This window comes from Herbaspirillum sp. 1130, assembly GCF_017833835.1.
In the GTDB taxonomy this organism is placed as follows: Bacteria; Pseudomonadota; Gammaproteobacteria; order Burkholderiales; family Burkholderiaceae_D; genus Herbaspirillum; species Herbaspirillum huttiense.
Map to the genome: position 1 here is coordinate 70,009 of NZ_JAFICQ010000001.1, position 14,287 is coordinate 84,295.

The following is a 14,287-nucleotide window of genomic DNA, read 5'->3' on the forward strand; positions in this document are numbered from 1 at the left end:
TCGCTCATGTCCGAAATTCCTGCATCTCCGCTCCCCGACCCGCGTGAAGTCGTGCTGGAGACGGTTGCCCGGCTGCCGCACCTGCCGGGTGTCTATCGCTACTTCGACGCTGAAGACAACGTGCTCTACGTGGGCAAGGCGCGCGACCTCAAGAAGCGCGTCTCCAGCTATTTCCAGAAGACCCTGACCAGCCCGCGCATCGCCATGATGGTCGAGCGCATCGCGCGTCTGGAAACCACGGTCACCCGCAGCGAGGCCGAAGCGCTGCTGCTGGAAAACAATCTCATCAAGACGTTGCGTCCGCGCTTCAACATTCTCTTTCGCGACGACAAGTCCTATCCCTACCTGAAGATCACCGGCCACGCCTTCCCGCGCATGGCCTACTATCGCGGCGCGGTGGACAAACGCAGCCAGTATTTCGGCCCGTTCCCCAATGCCGGGGCCGTGAAGGAATCGATACAGATCCTGCAGAAGGTGTTCCTGCTGAGGACCTGCGAAGACACCGTCTTCACCAACCGCACGCGGCCCTGCCTGCTGCACCAGATCCACCGCTGCAGCGGTCCCTGCGTGAACCTGGTCAGTCGCGAGGATTACGCGCTCGACGTGGAGAATGCCTCCAAATTCCTGCGCGGCCGCCAGAGCGAAGTGATGGAAGCGCTGGAGCAGAAGATGCACGCCTTCGCCGCCGACCTGAAGTTCGAGCAGGCCGCTGCCGTGCGCGACCAGATCGGTTCACTCTCCAGCGTGCTGCACCAGCAGAGCATGGAGACGGTCAGCGATGCCGACATCGACATCATCGCCGTGACGGTGCAGGGCGGACGTGCCTGCGTGAATCTGGCGATGGTGCGCGGCGGCCGCCATCTCGGGGATCGCGCCTATTTCCCTACGCACGTGGATGATGCGATGGATACCGCCGAGGAGAGCATCGAGGTTGAAGTGCTCAAGGCCTTCCTGGCCCAGCACTACATCGACAAGTTCATTCCCGGCTCGCTCATCGTGGGTACCGAGTTCGATGATCCGGCGCTGATGATGGCCTTGATGGAGCAGTGCGGTCACCGCATCACGCTGACCTTCCAGCCGCAGGGCCAGCGCCGCCAGTGGCTTGAGATGGCCGCGAAGGGGGCCGAGATCGCACTGGCGCGCCTGCTGTCCGAGCAGGGCTCGCAACAGGCCCGCACGCGTGCACTGGCTGAAGTGCTGGAGCTGGAACGTGAAGATCTGGACGAACTGCGCGCCGAATGCTTCGACATCAGCCACACGCAAGGTGAAGCCACGCAAGCCTCGTGCGTCGTGTTCCATCACCATGCGATGCAGAACGGTGAATATCGCCGCTACAACATCAACGACATCACGCCCGGCGATGACTATGCCGCCATGCGCCAGGTACTTACGCGCCGCTACGAAAAGGTGGCCAATGGCGAAGGCGTGATGCCGGATATCGTCCTCATCGACGGCGGCAAAGGCCAGGTCGAGATGGCGCGTCAGGTGCTGACCGAACTGGGTCTGGACATCAGTCTCATCGTCGGCGTAGCCAAGGGGGAAGGGCGCAAGGTCGGCCTGGAAACCCTGGTCTTCGCCGATGGCCGCGCCCCCAAGGAACTGGGCAAGGAATCGGCTGCACTGATGCTGATCGCCCAGATCCGCGACGAAGCGCACCGCTTCGCCATCACCGGCATGCGCGCCAAGCGCGCCAAGGCACGCCAGACCTCGCGCCTGGAAGAGATCGAGGGCATCGGTGCCAAGCGCCGCCAGCGCCTGCTGGTGCGCTTCGGTGGCCTGCGCGGGGTGGTCGATGCCAGCGTGGATGACCTGGCTTCCGTCGAAGGCATCTCGCGCCAGCTGGCCGAAGAAATCTACCGCCAGTTGCACTGAGTTCGTTCACTCGGCTGACCCGTTGCTGCGCGCGCTGACGTAAAGGCGGGCGCAGCAGGGGACGACTCTGCTACTATTCGGTAAATTTTTTTTCGTGTACGCCGCTCCAACCCTCCAAGACGTATGCCTTTCAATATTCCGATTCTGCTGACCTGGTTGCGGGTGGCGCTCATTCCTCTGGTCGTCGGGGTCTACTACCTCCCTGAGATTGGCCTGAACCGCTACGAGCAAGGCATCGCCGCCACGGCCGTGTTCATCGTCGCGGCCGCCACCGACTGGTTCGATGGCTTCCTGGCGCGCCGCTGGAACCAGACCTCCGCCTTTGGTGCCTTCCTCGACCCGGTGGCCGACAAGCTCATGGTCACCGGTGCCTTGCTGGTGCTGGTGCATCTGGACCGCGTGCATCCGGTGATCGCCTTCATCATCATCGGCCGCGAGATCGCCATCTCGGCGCTGCGCGAATGGATGGCCCAGATCGGTGCCTCCAAGTCGGTGGCGGTCAGTTCGCTGGGCAAGATCAAGACCACCGCACAGATGATCGCCATCCCCATGCTGCTGTACTACGACAGCCTGTTCGGCTTCATCGATACGCGACTGTGGGGCAGCCTGCTGCTGCTGGTGGCAGCGGTGCTGACGGTATGGTCGATGCTGTACTACCTGCGCAGGGCGATGCCGATGATCAGGGAAGCCGATGCCGGGAACAGAAAAAAATAATTAAATAATTAAGATCGATAGTTGACAAATGCCAACGCTGCCTTATAATAGCGTTCTGTTTTCGATGCGGGAGTAGCTCAGTTGGTAGAGCGATACCTTGCCAAGGTATAGGTCGAGAGTTCGAGACTCTTCTCCCGCTCCAAGTTACTTGGAAAAAAGGAAGCCTGAACAAGCTTCCTTTTTTTATTGTGATAGGTGAGCGAGCATTGAAAGTTTGGCTGCGGCGCAAGTCGAAAAAAGTCAAAAAAGATGTTTGCAAACAACACGTGTTTTAGGTAGTATGCGTGTCCCCAAGGCGGGGTAGCAAAGTGGTTATGCAGCGGCCTGCAAAGCCGTCTACGCCGGTTCGATCCCGACCCCCGCCTCCAAAACGCTCCATGCGGGAGTAGCTCAGTTGGTAGAGCGATACCTTGCCAAGGTATAGGTCGAGAGTTCGAGACTCTTCTCCCGCTCCAGATTCAAGGCAGGCAGCTTCGGCTTCCTGTAGCAGTAAAGTGGTGGTTCCCATGCGGGAGTAGCTCAGTTGGTAGAGCGATACCTTGCCAAGGTATAGGTCGAGAGTTCGAGACTCTTCTCCCGCTCCAGTTTCAAACCAGGCAGCTTCGGCAGCCTGTGGCAGTAGATGTAAAAGTCCCATGCGGGAGTAGCTCAGTTGGTAGAGCGATACCTTGCCAAGGTATAGGTCGAGAGTTCGAGACTCTTCTCCCGCTCCAAATTGAAAGAGGAAGCCTTCGGGCTTCCTCTTTTCATTTCTGCGCCGCATTTCCTGCTTTTCTTGCAGGCACGTCGGCCATTCCTCCCGTCTGCTGCATATTGTTTACGCGCCTGTTTTTAGTCTCACCGTGCCGCCGTTTCGGCCCAGGCGGGACGGTGCGTCTCTCCTGGCGCGGCCAGCGTGGTATTTCGGTATACGCAGCATTGGCAAAAATCAAAAATGTCGGCTATAGGCGATTGCCTGATTGCCACGGCCATGTTTCCCCACTACATTGCTGAGTCAGGCTTTTCGCCTGTCACCATCATTTGCATCCGGGGGAGGGGGCATGGACAATTTTCAGAAAGAGATTGACGAAAGAACCAATCTCACCGCATCCAACAAGTTCGAGCTGCTGTTGTTCCGTCTGGGGGCGGATCCACATGGCGAGCGCTCCGAGCTGTTTGGCATCAACGTCTTCAAGATCCGCGAAATCGTGCCCATGCCGCCTGTGACCAAGGCGGCCGGTACGCAATCGCCGATGCTGGGCATGGTCAACATCCGCGGCCAGATCATTTCGGTGATCGACTTGCCGGCCGTGGTGGGCTGTGTGCCCAAGACCGGCCTCAACATCCTGCTGGTCACCGAATACGCGCGCAGCACGCAGGCCTTTGCGGTCGAGTCGGTGGACGAGATCGTGCGCCTGGAATGGAGCCAGGTCCTGTCGGCGGAAACCAGCAGTGGTGGCGCCTTCGTCACCAGCATCGCGCGCCTCGACCAGGACAAGGACACCAGCCGCCTGGCCCAGGTGCTGGACGTGGAGCAGATCCTGCACGAGATCATGCCCAGCGACCGCAACATGAAAATGGAAAACCTGGAAAAGAGCGCCGGCCATGGCATGCGCCCCGGTGCGGTGGCCATTGCCGCCGACGATTCCAAGGTGGCCCGTTCGCTCATCGAGCAGGGCTTGCGCGCCATGGAGATTCCCTTCGAGATGCATGTCACCGGCAAGGATGCCTGGGACAAGATCCAGAAACTGGCCAAGGAAGCACGCGCCGAGGGCAAGCCGATTTCCGACAAGATCTCCTTCGTGCTGACCGACCTCGAAATGCCGGAAATGGATGGTTTTACGCTCACCCGCAACATCAAGCGCGAGGATTTCCTGAAGAACATCCCGGTCATCATCCACTCCTCGCTGTCCGGCTCGGCCAACGAGGACCACGTCAAGAGCGTGGGCGGTGATGCCTACGTTGCCAAGTTCGAAGCCAATGAACTGGCCTCGACCATCTTCGGCGTGCTCGACCGCGCTGCAGCCAAGGCCTGAGGTATACACACGCTGCACTCATCATCAAGGGAGCCTCCGGGCTCCCTTTCTTTTTGTTCTCGCCGTTATCTGTCCTGCCGCAGCCAGCGGCGATCTCGTATACTGGCGCTCCCTTGATCCTGCCGCAGCCAGCGGCGCAGAGCCTTTTCTCATGCAGATTCCCGCCATTGCCTCCCCGTTCGATGCCAGCCTGGCCGCCCGGCTGGAAGCGCGCATCAATGACAAGACCAAGCCTCTCGGCAGCCTGGGTGCACTGGAACGCCTGGCGCGCCAGATCGGCCTGATCCAGGGCAGCGACCATCCGGTGCTGCGCCAGAGTGCCATCGTGGTCTGTGCCGGGGACCATGGCGTCACCGCAGAAGGCGTCTCGGCCTACCCGCAAAGCGTGACCTGGCAGATGGTGGAGAACTTCCTGGCCGGAGGTGCCGCGATCAACATCTTCGCGCGCCAGAATGAATGTGCGCTGTATATCGTCGATACCGGCGTCAATCACGATTTCGGCCCGCGCGATGGCCTGCTGGACCGCAAGATCGCCCCCGGTACCGCCAACTTCTGCCAAGGCCCGGCGATGACGGCGCAGCAATGCCAGGCTGCGCTGCAGGCCGGGTTCCAGTTCGCTGAATCGTTGCAGGCCGATGTACTGGGCTTTGGTGAAATGGGGATCGGCAATACCACTGCCGCCGCCGCATTGATGGCCGCCTTTACGGGCGTGCCGGTGCAAGAGTGCGTCGGGGCCGGCACCGGCCTCGATGCCCAAGGCGTCGCCCGCAAGGCCGATGCGGTGACGCGTGCGCTGCGCCTGCATGCGCAAGCGAGCGCACCGCTGGAGCGACTGGCGGCCCTGGGCGGCTTCGAGATCGCCTTCATGACGGGGGCCATGCTCGGTGCGGCACAGCGCCGCAAGGTAATACTGATCGATGGCTTCATCGTCACCTCGGCGCTGCTGGTGGCAGCCGCCTTGCAGCCGGCCGTGCTGGAGTACTGCGTGTTCTCGCATTGCTCGGATGAGGCCGGCCATCGCCGCATGCTGCAGTACTTGGGTGCCACGCCCCTGATGCAGCTGGACCTGCGCCTGGGCGAGGGCACCGGCGCCGCACTGGCCTTGCCGCTGCTGCGTGCGGCGGTCAATTTCCTGGAACGCATGGCGACCTTCTCCTCGGCCAGCGTCAGCGAAAAGCATGTCTGAAAAAGACTTCACATCACCGCCACCGCCCCGCAGCGACGGCCCGCTGTACCAGGTGCGCCTGTTCTTCACGGCGCTGCAATTCTTCACACGGCTTCCTATCCCGCGCTGGGTGGGCTTCCAGCCGCACTGGCTGCAACATGCCACGCGCTATTTCCCGCTGGTCGGCTGGATCGTGGCTTGGGCCTGCGCCCTGGTCTACCTGCTGGCCGTGCAGTTCTGGCCGCAGATGGTGGCGGTGCTGCTGTCCACTGTAGCCGGGATCTGGCTCACCGGCGCCTTCCACGAGGATGGTTTTGCCGACGTCTGCGATGGCCTCGGTGGTGCAGTCAGCCGTGAACGTGCGCTGGAGATCATGCGGGATTCGCGCCTGGGCAGTTATGGCGTGATCGGTATCGTCGCGCTGTTGCTGGCCAAACTGGCGGCCTTGCAGGCGTTGCTGCCGTTGCAGGTGCTGGCCGTGCTGGGGATGGCCCATCCGCTGTCGCGCTGGCTGGCCACTTGTCTCATCTGGCGCATGGAATACGTGCGCGAAGAGGGCAAGGTCAAGCCGCTGGCGCAGCAGATGGGGCAGGGCGAATTCCTGCTGGCGACCTTGTTTGCGGTGCTGCCGGTGATCGGGGTGATCGCGCTGGGCATGATGTCCTGGCAGCGCATTGCCGCCGGCGTGGTGCTGGCAGCCGTGGCGACGCTCTGGCTGGCCGCGCGTTTCCGGCGTCGCCTCGGCGGCTATACCGGGGATTGCCTGGGCGCGGTTCAACAGTTGAGCGAGACCGCCTTTTATCTCGGTGCGCTTGCCTCGCTGCCGTCCTGGTGGAATCCCTGAGCCATGCTGCTGAATCTGATTCGCCATCCCCAGCCGCTGGTGGACAAGAGCACCTGTTACGGACGCAGCGATATCGCGGTCGCGCCCGAGATGCTGGCGCAGAGTGTGGCGCAACTATTGCCCCAGTTGCAGGCGCTGCCACCTGAATGGCCGCTGGTAAGCAGTCCGCTGCAGCGCTGCGCGCAGCTGGCGCAGTCCCTTGCGCAGGCCATGCATCGACCCGCACCGGACGTGGATCCGCGGCTGCAGGAAATGGATTTCGGAAAGTGGGAGCTGCGCCCCTGGGATGACATTCCCTGGGCCGAAGTCGAGGCTTGGAATGCCGATCTTGCGCATTACGCACCCGGCGGCGGCGAGACATTGACCGAGGTGGCAAGCCGCATGTGGCAAGCCTTCAACGACCTGCTGGCCACGTCCGCCGAAGGCGCCATCGTGATTTGTCATGCCGGCACCATCCGCATGCTGCACGCCTGCGCCGCATGGCGTGCAGGGCAGGGGGAGACTGCCCGGCCCGATGCCGCAGCCCTCAGTGACATCGCCCTGCGTGCCGCAGCCCATCGCGCCGAGATCCCCCATGCCCGCCTGCTCGCACTGGACGTCTCCGTCAGTCCGAAGCGCTAGCCTGCCCCGCGCGACTCCACCGCAAATTTGATCAGTTCAGCCTGGCCATCGATATTGAGCTTGCGCTTGATGTTGAGCCGATGGGTTTCCACCGTGCGTACGCTCAGGTCCAGTTCGCGGGCAATCTGCTTGTTGGATTCGCCATTGGCGATGTGCTGCAGCACTTCGCGTTCACGCTGCGTGAGCAACTCGCGCACCGGCAGCGGCTGGGTCAGCTGGCGCGCCAGTGCGGCGCTGTAGTAGATCCCGCCCGAACGCACCGTTTCGATGGCATGCACGATGTCCTGGCTGGGTGCGTCCTTGAGCACATAGCCGCGCGCACCGGCCTGGATCGATTGCATCACGTATTCGGCCTTGTCATGCATGCTCAGGATCAGCACCGCAATCTCCGGATGCAGCGCATGAAAGCGCGCCGTCAGCTCGATGCCGTTGATGCCGCGCATGTTGATGTCCATCAGCGTGAGATCGATTGGATGGCGGGCAGCGGCGGCCAATGCTTCCTCCGCATTGCCGGCCTCGGCCACCACTTCCAGTCCGGGCACGGTTTCCAGTCGTGCGCGCAAGCCGTCGCGCACCAGCGGATGATCGTCGATGAGCATGATGCGCGTCGTGGCAGGGGCGATGGGCGGGGCGGTATCAGACATGGGGTGAAGGCAAAAGAGAAGAGCGGGGAATGATGGCGCTGATGCTGGTGCCGGCAGCCGATGAATCGATACCCAGTTCGCCACCTACGGCTTCCATGCGCTCGCGCATGTTGCGCAGGCCGATACCATGGCGCGAATGATCGTCGACTTGGCCGGGATCGAAGCCGCTGCCGTTGTCCTGCACCTGCAGCATCAGCAGGTTGTGGCCGTCATAGAGACGCATGCTGATCTGGCTGGCGTTGGCATGGCGCGCGATGTTGGTCAGCGCTTCTTGCGCCACGCGGAACAGCACGGTGTTGACCACGTCCGGGAGCGCAGCGCCGTCCTCACGCTGGCGCTCGTGCTCGAAGACGATCTGTGTCTGCGGGCTGCTTTCGCGCCACTCACCGCACAGGTGTTCCAGTGCCGCCGCCAGTCCGAGATCATCGAGGATGGCCGGCCGCAAATCATGCGAGATGCGGCGCACTTCGGCCAGCACGCCGTTGATCTGGGTGGCGGTCTTTTCAAAGCCGGCGCGGGCTGCCGCCGCCTGTTCGGGCGTACCGCGCAGGCGTTCCAGCGCGGCTTCGATCTGCAGTTTGATGGAGACCAGCCACTGGCTGATGCCGTCGTGCAGGTCGCGCGAGAGGCGCGCGCGTTCTTCTTCCTGCGAACGCACCACGCGCTGGGCCAGCTGGCGCAGCTTGGCATCGGCCACGCGATGCTCGCTCAGGTTCAGCAGCAGGCCGGCCAGTCCCACCGCCAGCGCGCTGGACAACGCGATGATTGCAATGAGCAGCATGGTCTGGTGCAGGTAGCCGGAATTCTGGTGATCGACCTGGGCCAGTGCCGCTTCCACATCATCCAGATAGATGCCGGTACCGATCACCCAGCCCCAGCGCGGCAGGGCGATCACGTAGCCCAATTTGGGTGCCACCGTCTTGCTGGAAGGCTTGCGCCACAGATAGCGTTCGAAACCACCACCCTGATGGGCGCGTTCGATCAGATGCCGGATGGTCGGGCTGCCGGAGTCATCGCGCCAGTCCCACATCTCGCGTCCCACCAGTTCCGGCTGGCGCGGATGCATGATGCTGCGGCCCTGGTCGTCGTAGACGAAGAAATAGCCATCATCCCCGAAGGCCAGGTCGGACAGGATGCGCCGGGCTTCTTCCTTGATGGCGTCATCGGTGCGTCCGGTGTCGTAGAGATGGGCCAGCGCATGCTGGGCCAGATCCACATAGTGGCGCAGCTCGGTATTCTTGCTGGCCAGGTAGGCGGCCTCGATGGTGGAACGCTGCTGGCGCGCCAGTTCCACCGCCTGGTAACGCACCACCAGCGCGATGGCCGCAAAGGCCAGGCACAGCGGGACGATGGCGAGGAAGATGATTTTCTGGCGCAGTTTCATGCCCGCGATTCTACCCAAAGCCTCTGGGTGCCCGCGTAAATCTTCATATCGTTTTCCCGCCGCTTATCACCCCGAAAGAAAATCCCTTCACCCTGCGTAATTCTACGTAGCGGCTCTGCGTAGTGCTGCGCTTGTGGGGCAGGAGGGGCATGCCGATACTGGCGGGCATCCTGCGCAGTGCGTCCGTTCAATCGGTTTCATTCACGTGGACCCGGACGGGGACGCACTGACGACAACAAGATTTCCCACAACAATTCATATCCGCAAGGAGGAGAACAATGAACCGCTTGGTTTCCAGACTGGGCTGGCTGGCTGTCGCCCTGGGCGGCGCCGGGGCCTGCGCCTACGTCGCATTGCAGCGCGGCGAATCGATCAATGCCGTCTGGCTGGTCGTGGCCTCGGTGTGCGTCTACCTGATCGCCTATCGCTTCTACAGCAAATTCATCGCCGAGCGCGTGCTGGGCCTGGATGGCGCACGCATGACGCCGGCCTACAAGTTCAACGATGGCCTGGACTACGTGCCCACCAACAAGTACGTGCTGTTCGGCCACCACTTCGCCGCCATCGCCGGCGCCGGTCCGCTGGTGGGCCCGGTGCTGGCCGCGCAGATGGGTTATCTGCCGGGCATGCTGTGGATCCTGGCCGGCGTGGTCTTTGCCGGTGCCGTGCAGGACTTCATGGTGCTGTTCATCTCCACCCGCCGCGACGGCCGCTCGCTGGGCGACCTGATCAAGTCCGAACTGGGCCAGGTGCCGGGCGTGATTGCGCTCTTCGGTGCCTTCATGATCATGGTCATCATCCTGGCGGTGCTGGCGCTGATCGTGGTCAAGGCCCTGGCCGAGTCGCCGTGGGGCACCTTCACCGTGGCCGCGACCATTCCCATTGCGCTCTTCATGGGCGTGTATTCACGCTACATCCGCCCGGGCCGCATCGGCGAAGTCTCGTGGATCGGCTTCGTGCTGCTGATGCTGGCCATCGTCGGTGGCCAGTATGTGCAGGAACATGCCGTGCTGGGGCAGATGTTCACCTTCAACGGCAAGCAGCTGACCTGGATGCTGATCGGCTACGGCTTTGTCGCCTCGGTGCTGCCCGTGTGGCTGCTGCTGGCGCCGCGCGATTACCTGTCCACCTTCCTGAAGATCGGCACCATCGTGGCGCTGGCGCTGGGCATCATCTTCATCGCCCCGCACCTGAAGATGCATGCGGTGACCCGCTTCATCGACGGCAGTGGTCCGGTGTGGTCGGGTTCGCTGTTCCCGTTCCTGTTCATCACCATCGCCTGCGGTGCGGTCTCGGGCTTCCATGCGCTGATTTCGTCTGGCACTACCCCCAAGCTGCTGGAAAACGAGAAGCACGCCCGCTTCATCGGCTATGGCGCGATGCTGATGGAATCCTTCGTGGCCATCATGGCGCTGATTGCGGCGTCCTGCATCGAGCCGGGCATCTACTTCGCCATGAACAGTCCCGCTGCGCTGATCGGCACCACGCCCGAGAACGTGGCCCAGGTGATCTCGCAATGGGGCTTCCACATCACCCCCGAGATGCTGACCCACACCGCCCAGGCCGTGGGTGAACATACCATCATCTCGCGCGCCGGCGGCGCGCCTACCCTGGCCGTGGGCATGGCCCAGATTCTCTCCGGCGTGACGGGAGAAGCGATGATGGCCTTCTGGTACCACTTCGCCATCCTGTTCGAAGCACTGTTCATCCTGACGGCCGTGGATGCCGGTACCCGTGCCGGCCGCTTCATGCTGCAGGACCTGCTGGGCGCGTTCATCCCGCCGATGAAGCGTACCGATTCCTGGGCGGCCAGCCTGATCGCCACCGGCCTGTGCGTGACCGGCTGGGGCTACTTCCTGTACCAGGGCGTGGTCGATCCGCTGGGTGGCATCAATACCCTGTGGCCGCTGTTCGGCATCTCCAACCAGATGCTGGCCGGTATCGCCCTGATCCTGGCGACCTGCGTGCTGTTCAAGATGAAGCGCGACCGCTTCGCCTGGGTCACCGTGGTGCCCACCACCTGGCTGCTGATCTGCACCCTGACCGCCGGCTGGCAGAAGGTGTTCGATGCCAATCCGCGCGTGGGCTTCCTGGCGCATGCGCAGAAGTACCAGGCAGCGCTGGATGAAGGCAAGCTGCTGGCCCCGGCCAAGTCCATCGAGCAGATGCGCCAGGTGATCTTCAACGACTACGTCGATGCCGGTCTGGCTGCAATGTTCATGCTGGTGGTGGTGAGCGTGCTGGTGTTCGGCATCCGTACCGTGCTCAAGGCACGTGCGGCGCACCAGCCCAGCGTCAAGGAATCGGCCTACGAAGCATTGCCCTCCAGTGCCGTAGCTCCGCAATGAAGCTTTTTGCAGCAAGGAGAACAGCATGAGCAAACCTGGCGCCCTGGCGCAACTGATGGCCTGGCGGCGCCAGGTCGGCCGCACGCTGAACCTGATGGTTGGCATGCCCGAATACGACACCTATGTGGCGCACATGAAAGCGGCTCACCCGGATCACTGCGTGATGACCTATGAAGAGTTCTTCCGCGAGCGGCAGGAAGCGCGCTATGGCGGCAAGGGGCGGGTGGGGCGGTGCTGTTGAAATACGCCGTTTTCCCGCTGGCCAGAACTGCCACCGAGGCCAATGAGAAAGAGATCTTCGGGTCTCTTTTTTTATGGCGTTTCCATGACGCAGGTTATTTCTTATCAGGAATTCCCTCATACGAAGGATGTTGCTTTTGACTTATCATTTTTGAACGCATGACAAGACGTCAGCATTCTTCAGTTTTTTGATGTTCAAGGTGATTCAAGATGGCAAGCAACGATAGCGGCAAGACCCTTCTCATTGTCGACGACAGCAAGGTCTCGCGCATGGTGATCAAGGCCAACGTGCTGGCCGTCCACCCGGACTGGCAAGTGATGGAAGCCGGCACCGGCGAAGAGGCCATTGCCCTGGTCGGGCAATCCGTGCCCGACTACTGCACGATGGACATCAACATGCCCGGCATGCTGGGCACCGATGCCGCCGCGCAGATTCTGCAGGCGCATCCGTCGGTACGCATCGCCATCTTCTCGGCCAACATCCAGGAAGCCGTGCAGACCCGCGCGCAGCAACTGGGGGCACTGTTCGTCGCCAAGCCGGTCACGGAAAAATCGATCGGGCAGGCCCTGCTGCATTTCCGGGGCCCGCTGTGAGCATCCTCAACGAGATCGAACGCGACGCCCTCACTGAAATCTTCAACGTGGGTGCCGGACGTGCAGCGCAGAGCCTGTCCGAGATCGTGGGCGACGAGGTAAGACTGTCGGTGCCCTCAGTGGAAGTGCTGCGTTCGGGTGCCATTGACGAACAGGTGCTGCCGCGCACGCGCGGGCGCTTTGCCACGGTGAGCCAGAATTTCGATGGCCCGTTCGATGCGGAAGCGGTGCTGCTGTTCACCGAGGATCGTGCGCTGTCCATCGTGCGTGACATGATGGGCTCGCAGATGAGCCTGGACGAGCTCGCCGAGTTCGAGCGCGAAGCCATGTGCGAATTGGGCAACATCATCCTCAATGCCTGCCTCTCGGCCATGGCCGACATGCTGGAAATCACCCTCAACAGTTCGCTCCCGCAGTATCTGGTGTCGTCGCCCGACGATATCTCGGCGCGGCTGGCGAGCGCGCAGGGCGATGAGAGCTATGTGCTGGTGCTGCACATCGACCTGGTGATCGAGAAGCATCAGACTGACGGCCATCTTATTTTCCTGCTCAGTTCCTCCTCGCTGCATGCGCTGGTGGAGCACGTGCAGCGTTACCTGGGCAAGATCGGTCTGGCATGAGCACTGCCGTGGTACCCCGCTTTCGCGCCGAGGACGTGCTGGACCAGCTGCATGGCGGGCTCATCCTGCTGGACGCCGGACTGCACATTCTGCTCTGGAATGCCTGGGTGGCGCGTTACAGCCGCGTGCCGACGGACCAGGCGCTGGGCGCACGCTTCGAACAAGTGTTTGACGAGCGCGTCTCGCCGGCGCTGCTGCGGGCCATCGACAACACCCTGGGCTACGGCTTGCCGGCCGTTCTCTCCAGCGCGCTGCACCGGGCCCCGTTGCCGCTTTATCCGGATCATGGGGCAGCCCCGGCGGCAGGCCCGCTGGCCGCACCGGCCCGCATGGTGCAGTCGGTGGTGCTCACGCCCCTCGACAGCCCCGAGGGCGAGCGCCTGTGCCTGATCCAGATCAGCGATGCCAGCAACTCGGTACGCCGCGAGAAGATGCTGCAGTCGCATTCCGATGTGCTCAAGCGCCAGGTCGGCACCGATGGCCTCACCGGCATTCACAATCGCCGGCATTTCGATGAACATTACGCCCAGACCTTGCACCGCGTGGGACAGTCGGGCGGGACGCTGTCGCTGTTCATGGTCGACGTCGATTTCTTCAAGCAGTACAACGACCACTATGGCCATGGACCTGGCGACCAGGTCCTCAAGCGTGTGGCAGCGGCCCTGCAGGGGCAGTTGCAGCGGCCCGGTGATCTGCTGGCGCGCTATGGCGGTGAAGAATTCATCCTGCTGATGGAAGGCCTGTCGCCTCGTCAGGCCGCCGAGGTCGCCGAAGCCCTGCGCGAGACCGTGTACGGCCTCGCCGAGCCCCATGCCAAGTCGCTGGTGGCACACCGCGTGACCATCAGTGTCGGGGTGTGCACACGTGCAGTGCCGGAGGGGATGGATGGACGTCTGCTCATGTCGGCGGCCGACGCCGCGCTGTACCGCGCCAAGCTGGGCGGGCGCAACAAGGTGGTGGCGACCGACTGATTCGGCGTGTGGGCATGCCTTGTGGAAATTTCTTCACTTTTGTGTAAAACAAGGGCAATTTATAGGAAACCCTTGCTGAGCAAGCATGTCAGAAATGGTCAGTGTGCTTATCAACAGGCTTGTTCACAGTTTTTGTGGATAACTTGCCGGAGGGCTTGGTTTTCCGGGGGGAACAAGCGGGCAGGGCGGGCTGGCAATTTTGCGTATAATGCGCATCCGTTCATGCTGACAATGGCCTGACAAAAGGCCGCAGCC

Annotated in this window: 13 protein-coding genes and 5 tRNA genes; 16 read left to right on the forward strand and 2 right to left on the reverse strand. The window is 62.3% G+C overall.

Annotated features, from left to right (window positions below):
- Positions 1 to 6 precede the first annotated feature (6 nt).
- From uvrC to JOD78_RS00390, 11 genes are all read left to right on the forward strand, one after another.
- A complete protein-coding gene (gene uvrC, locus JOD78_RS00340; RefSeq protein ID WP_209569123.1) occupies positions 7 to 1,872 on the forward strand; it encodes an excinuclease ABC subunit UvrC in 1,866 nt (621 codons plus the stop codon).
- Between the two features lie 123 nt (positions 1,873 to 1,995).
- Positions 1,996 to 2,586, forward strand: coding sequence for a CDP-diacylglycerol--glycerol-3-phosphate 3-phosphatidyltransferase (pgsA, locus tag JOD78_RS00345; protein WP_039786370.1), 591 nt, complete (start codon positions 1,996 to 1,998; stop codon positions 2,584 to 2,586).
- Between the two features lie 66 nt (positions 2,587 to 2,652).
- Positions 2,653 to 2,728, forward strand: a tRNA-Gly gene (locus tag JOD78_RS00350).
- Between the two features lie 152 nt (positions 2,729 to 2,880).
- Positions 2,881 to 2,954, forward strand: a tRNA-Cys gene (locus JOD78_RS00355).
- A gap of 11 nt (positions 2,955 to 2,965) precedes the next feature.
- Positions 2,966 to 3,041: transfer RNA gene (locus JOD78_RS00360), tRNA-Gly, on the forward strand.
- Positions 3,042 to 3,094: 53 nt separating this feature from the next.
- Positions 3,095 to 3,170, forward strand: a tRNA-Gly gene (locus JOD78_RS00365).
- A 53-nt stretch (positions 3,171 to 3,223) separates the two neighbouring features.
- Positions 3,224 to 3,299: transfer RNA gene (locus tag JOD78_RS00370), tRNA-Gly, on the forward strand.
- Positions 3,300 to 3,626: 327 nt separating this feature from the next.
- Entirely contained in the window at positions 3,627 to 4,601 is a 975-nt protein-coding gene (locus tag JOD78_RS00375; protein ID WP_121039568.1) for a chemotaxis protein, read from the forward strand.
- Positions 4,602 to 4,752: 151 nt separating this feature from the next.
- Entirely contained in the window at positions 4,753 to 5,787 is a 1,035-nt protein-coding gene (gene cobT / locus JOD78_RS00380; protein ID WP_121039571.1) for a nicotinate-nucleotide--dimethylbenzimidazole phosphoribosyltransferase, read from the forward strand.
- Entirely contained in the window at positions 5,780 to 6,610 is an 831-nt protein-coding gene (locus tag JOD78_RS00385; protein WP_121039574.1) for an adenosylcobinamide-GDP ribazoletransferase, read from the forward strand. Before cobT ends, JOD78_RS00385 begins: the two co-directional genes overlap by 8 nt.
- A 3-nt stretch (positions 6,611 to 6,613) precedes the next feature.
- Positions 6,614 to 7,231 (forward strand): histidine phosphatase family protein, encoded by a 618-nt coding sequence (locus JOD78_RS00390; RefSeq protein ID WP_134135206.1) that lies wholly within the window; start codon positions 6,614 to 6,616, stop codon positions 7,229 to 7,231.
- Here the strand turns inward: JOD78_RS00390 and JOD78_RS00395 are convergent.
- Both JOD78_RS00395 and JOD78_RS00400 read right to left on the reverse strand, forming a co-directional pair.
- Positions 7,228 to 7,875: a response regulator transcription factor gene (locus JOD78_RS00395; RefSeq protein ID WP_034334115.1), complete on the reverse strand. Its 648-nt coding sequence runs from the start codon at positions 7,873 to 7,875 to the stop codon at positions 7,228 to 7,230. The two genes, JOD78_RS00390 and JOD78_RS00395, sit on opposite strands and share 4 nt — an antisense overlap.
- Positions 7,868 to 9,259 carry a cache domain-containing protein gene (locus JOD78_RS00400; RefSeq protein WP_121039580.1) on the reverse strand — a complete coding sequence of 464 codons (1,392 nt, stop codon included), beginning with the start codon at positions 9,257 to 9,259 and terminating at the stop codon, positions 7,868 to 7,870. Before JOD78_RS00400 ends, JOD78_RS00395 begins: the two co-directional genes overlap by 8 nt.
- A gap of 278 nt (positions 9,260 to 9,537) precedes the next feature.
- On the opposite strand from JOD78_RS00400, the gene JOD78_RS00405 reads away from it, so the two are divergent.
- The 5 genes from JOD78_RS00405 (at position 9,538) to JOD78_RS00425 (ending at position 14,032) form a co-directional block, all read left to right on the forward strand.
- Positions 9,538 to 11,607: a carbon starvation CstA family protein gene (locus JOD78_RS00405; RefSeq protein ID WP_209569122.1), complete on the forward strand. Its 2,070-nt coding sequence runs from the start codon at positions 9,538 to 9,540 to the stop codon at positions 11,605 to 11,607.
- Positions 11,608 to 11,632: 25 nt separating this feature from the next.
- Positions 11,633 to 11,848, forward strand: coding sequence for a YbdD/YjiX family protein (locus JOD78_RS00410; protein ID WP_051057547.1), 216 nt, complete (start codon positions 11,633 to 11,635; stop codon positions 11,846 to 11,848).
- 209 nt (positions 11,849 to 12,057) lie between these two features.
- On the forward strand, positions 12,058 to 12,441 hold the full coding sequence (locus JOD78_RS00415) for a response regulator (protein WP_034334120.1): 384 nt from the start codon (positions 12,058 to 12,060) through the stop codon (positions 12,439 to 12,441).
- Complete coding sequence (locus JOD78_RS00420) at positions 12,438 to 13,061, forward strand: chemotaxis protein CheC (protein WP_039786354.1); 624 nt, start codon at positions 12,438 to 12,440, stop codon at positions 13,059 to 13,061. Before JOD78_RS00415 ends, JOD78_RS00420 begins: the two co-directional genes overlap by 4 nt.
- A complete protein-coding gene (locus tag JOD78_RS00425; protein ID WP_209569120.1) occupies positions 13,058 to 14,032 on the forward strand; it encodes a GGDEF domain-containing protein in 975 nt (324 codons plus the stop codon). The genes JOD78_RS00420 and JOD78_RS00425 overlap by 4 nt, the downstream gene beginning before the upstream one ends.
- Positions 14,033 to 14,287 lie beyond the last annotated feature (255 nt).

Bases quoted from the DNA above. Each gene is read 5' to 3' on its own strand.
- JOD78_RS00425 (WP_209569120.1), top strand. From the start codon at position 13,058: ATGAGCACTGCCGTGGTACCCCGCTTTCGCGCCGAGGACGTGCTGGAC.
- JOD78_RS00415 (WP_034334120.1), top strand. From the start codon at position 12,058: ATGGCAAGCAACGATAGCGGCAAGACCCTTCTCATTGTCGACGACAGC.
- JOD78_RS00405 (WP_209569122.1), top strand. From the start codon at position 9,538: ATGAACCGCTTGGTTTCCAGACTGGGCTGGCTGGCTGTCGCCCTGGGC.
- JOD78_RS00400 (WP_121039580.1), bottom strand. From the start codon at position 9,259: ATGAAACTGCGCCAGAAAATCATCTTCCTCGCCATCGTCCCGCTGTGC.
- uvrC (WP_209569123.1), top strand. From the start codon at position 7: ATGTCCGAAATTCCTGCATCTCCGCTCCCCGACCCGCGTGAAGTCGTG.
- JOD78_RS00375 (WP_121039568.1), top strand. From the start codon at position 3,627: ATGGACAATTTTCAGAAAGAGATTGACGAAAGAACCAATCTCACCGCA.
- JOD78_RS00385 (WP_121039574.1), top strand. From the start codon at position 5,780: ATGTCTGAAAAAGACTTCACATCACCGCCACCGCCCCGCAGCGACGGC.
- pgsA (WP_039786370.1), top strand. From the start codon at position 1,996: ATGCCTTTCAATATTCCGATTCTGCTGACCTGGTTGCGGGTGGCGCTC.
- JOD78_RS00390 (WP_134135206.1), top strand. From the start codon at position 6,614: ATGCTGCTGAATCTGATTCGCCATCCCCAGCCGCTGGTGGACAAGAGC.
- cobT (WP_121039571.1), top strand. From the start codon at position 4,753: ATGCAGATTCCCGCCATTGCCTCCCCGTTCGATGCCAGCCTGGCCGCC.
- JOD78_RS00410 (WP_051057547.1), top strand. From the start codon at position 11,633: ATGAGCAAACCTGGCGCCCTGGCGCAACTGATGGCCTGGCGGCGCCAG.
- JOD78_RS00395 (WP_034334115.1), bottom strand. From the start codon at position 7,875: ATGTCTGATACCGCCCCGCCCATCGCCCCTGCCACGACGCGCATCATG.